Genomic DNA, 1,688 nt, shown 5'->3' with positions numbered 1-1,688 from the left:
GCGGCGTTCGGTGCCACTCCGGGTCAGGGTGAGTGGGAGGACCTGCGTGCGCTGGTGAAGAACCCGGGCGACATCAAGGGCGTGCAGGCCAAGCTGGAAGCCGACGCGGCCAAGGCCTACAAGTAAGGACGCGAGGCATGACGGTCGCACGTGAGGAGACGGCCTCGCCGCGGGACGCCGGCGAGGCAGGGACCCCGGGGTCGGGTCGGCTCGGCCCGCCGTCCTGGCTGGCGCTCGGCTTCCTGCTTCCGGCGTTACTGCTGCTGGGTGCGCTGGTGGCGTATCCGATCATCTACACCGCGATCCGTAGCTTCTTCGACGCCACCGGCAAGAAGATGGTCGGGCTGGACAACTACACCGCCATCTTCACCGACCACGACAGCCTGCTCGCGGTGCGGAACACCGCGATCTGGATCGTGATCGCCCCGACCGTGGTGATGATCCTGGGCCTGTTGTTCGCTGTTCTGACCGAGCGGATCCGCTGGTCGACGGCGTTCAAGATGGTGGTGTTCATGCCGATGGCCGTCTCGTTCCTGGCCTCGGGTGTGATCTTCCGCCTCGTGTACGAGCAGGACCCCTCGATGGGCGTCGCCAATGCGGTGATCACGTCGATCCACGACACGTTCGCGGGCGGTTCCCGGTATCCGGGCGCGACGGTCCGGCAGAACGACAGGAGCCCGGACGTCGCCCAGGCGGGTGCGGTGACGACCCGCACCCCCGTACAGGCGGGGCAGACCGCGCTGTTGCCGCTGGTGGGCGTCAAGCCGGAGAACCTGCCGAAGAAGATCACCCCGGCCAAGGCCCCCGCGCCGGTGCCGGGCAAGGTGTCGGGGCTGGTGTGGTTCGACTTCACCAAGGGCGGCGGTGGCACGCTCAACGCCCCCGACCCCACCGAGGCGGGCCTGGCGGGGATGAAGGTCCAGGCCGTCTCGGGCACCAAGGTCCTCGCCTCCACGACGACGGATGAGGACGGCTCCTTCGTCTTCACGAAGGCTCTTCCGGCCGGGGCGACGCTGAAGCTGCCGAAGAGCAACTTCACGGCGGCGTATGCGGGGGTGGACTGGCTGGGGTCGACGTTGATCACTCCGGCGATCATCGCGGCGTTCCTGTGGGTGTGGGCCGGGTTCGCGATGGTGTTGATCGCGGCGGGTCTGGCGGCGATCCCGCGGGACGCGCTGGAGGCGGCGCGGGTCGACGGCGCGACCGAGTGGCAGGTGTTCCGGCGGGTGACCGTCCCGTTGCTGGCGCCGGTGCTGACGGTCGTGTTCGTGACGATGTTGATCAATGCCCTGAAGGTGTTCGACCTGGTGTTCATCATCGGCGGCGGGGACCCGAACGCGTCGGTGCTCGCGGTGCGGATGTGGACGGAGTCCTTCGGCGGGGGCAACGACCAGGGGGCCGGGTCGGCGGTCGCGATCCTGTTGTTCTTGCTGGTCGTGCCCGCGATGTTGTTCAACCTGCGACGCTTCAGAGCGGAGAGCCGATGACCACCGACGCTGTCGACGCGCGGGCCCGCGCGAAGGGCGGAGCGCACGAGCGGTACTCCGGTGCGCCGCGCCGGGGCCTGGCATCGCGGATCGTCTCCAAGGTCGGGGGCGGGTTCGTGCAGGTGCTGCTCCTGGTGATCGGGGTGATCTGGCTGGTCCCCACGCTGGGGTTGTTCGTCGCGTCGCTGCGTTCGCAGCAGG

General features: G+C 68.9%; 1 protein-coding gene and 1 pseudogene. Both read left to right on the top strand.

Annotation, left to right across the window (positions count from 1 at the left end):
* The first annotated feature begins 137 nt into the window (after positions 1-137).
* Positions 138-1,487, top strand: coding sequence for an ABC transporter permease (locus ABEA10_RS43905; RefSeq protein WP_345474498.1), 1,350 nt, complete (start codon positions 138-140; stop codon positions 1,485-1,487).
* Positions 1,484-1,688: pseudogene (locus ABEA10_RS43900) on the top strand (carbohydrate ABC transporter permease); the annotation flags it as partial. The gene ABEA10_RS43905 and the pseudogene ABEA10_RS43900, both read left to right, overlap by 4 nt.

Origin of the sequence: Actinoallomurus oryzae, from assembly GCF_039541955.1 — a bacterium.
GTDB classification, from domain to species: Bacteria; Actinomycetota; Actinomycetes; order Streptosporangiales; family Streptosporangiaceae; genus Actinoallomurus; species Actinoallomurus oryzae.
This window is presented reverse-complemented; position numbering and strand designations above follow the sequence as displayed.

Excerpts from the sequence above, each read along its gene's own strand:
- ABEA10_RS43905 (WP_345474498.1), top strand. The coding sequence starts at position 138 with ATGACGGTCGCACGTGAGGAGACGGCCTCGCCGCGGGACGCCGGCGAG.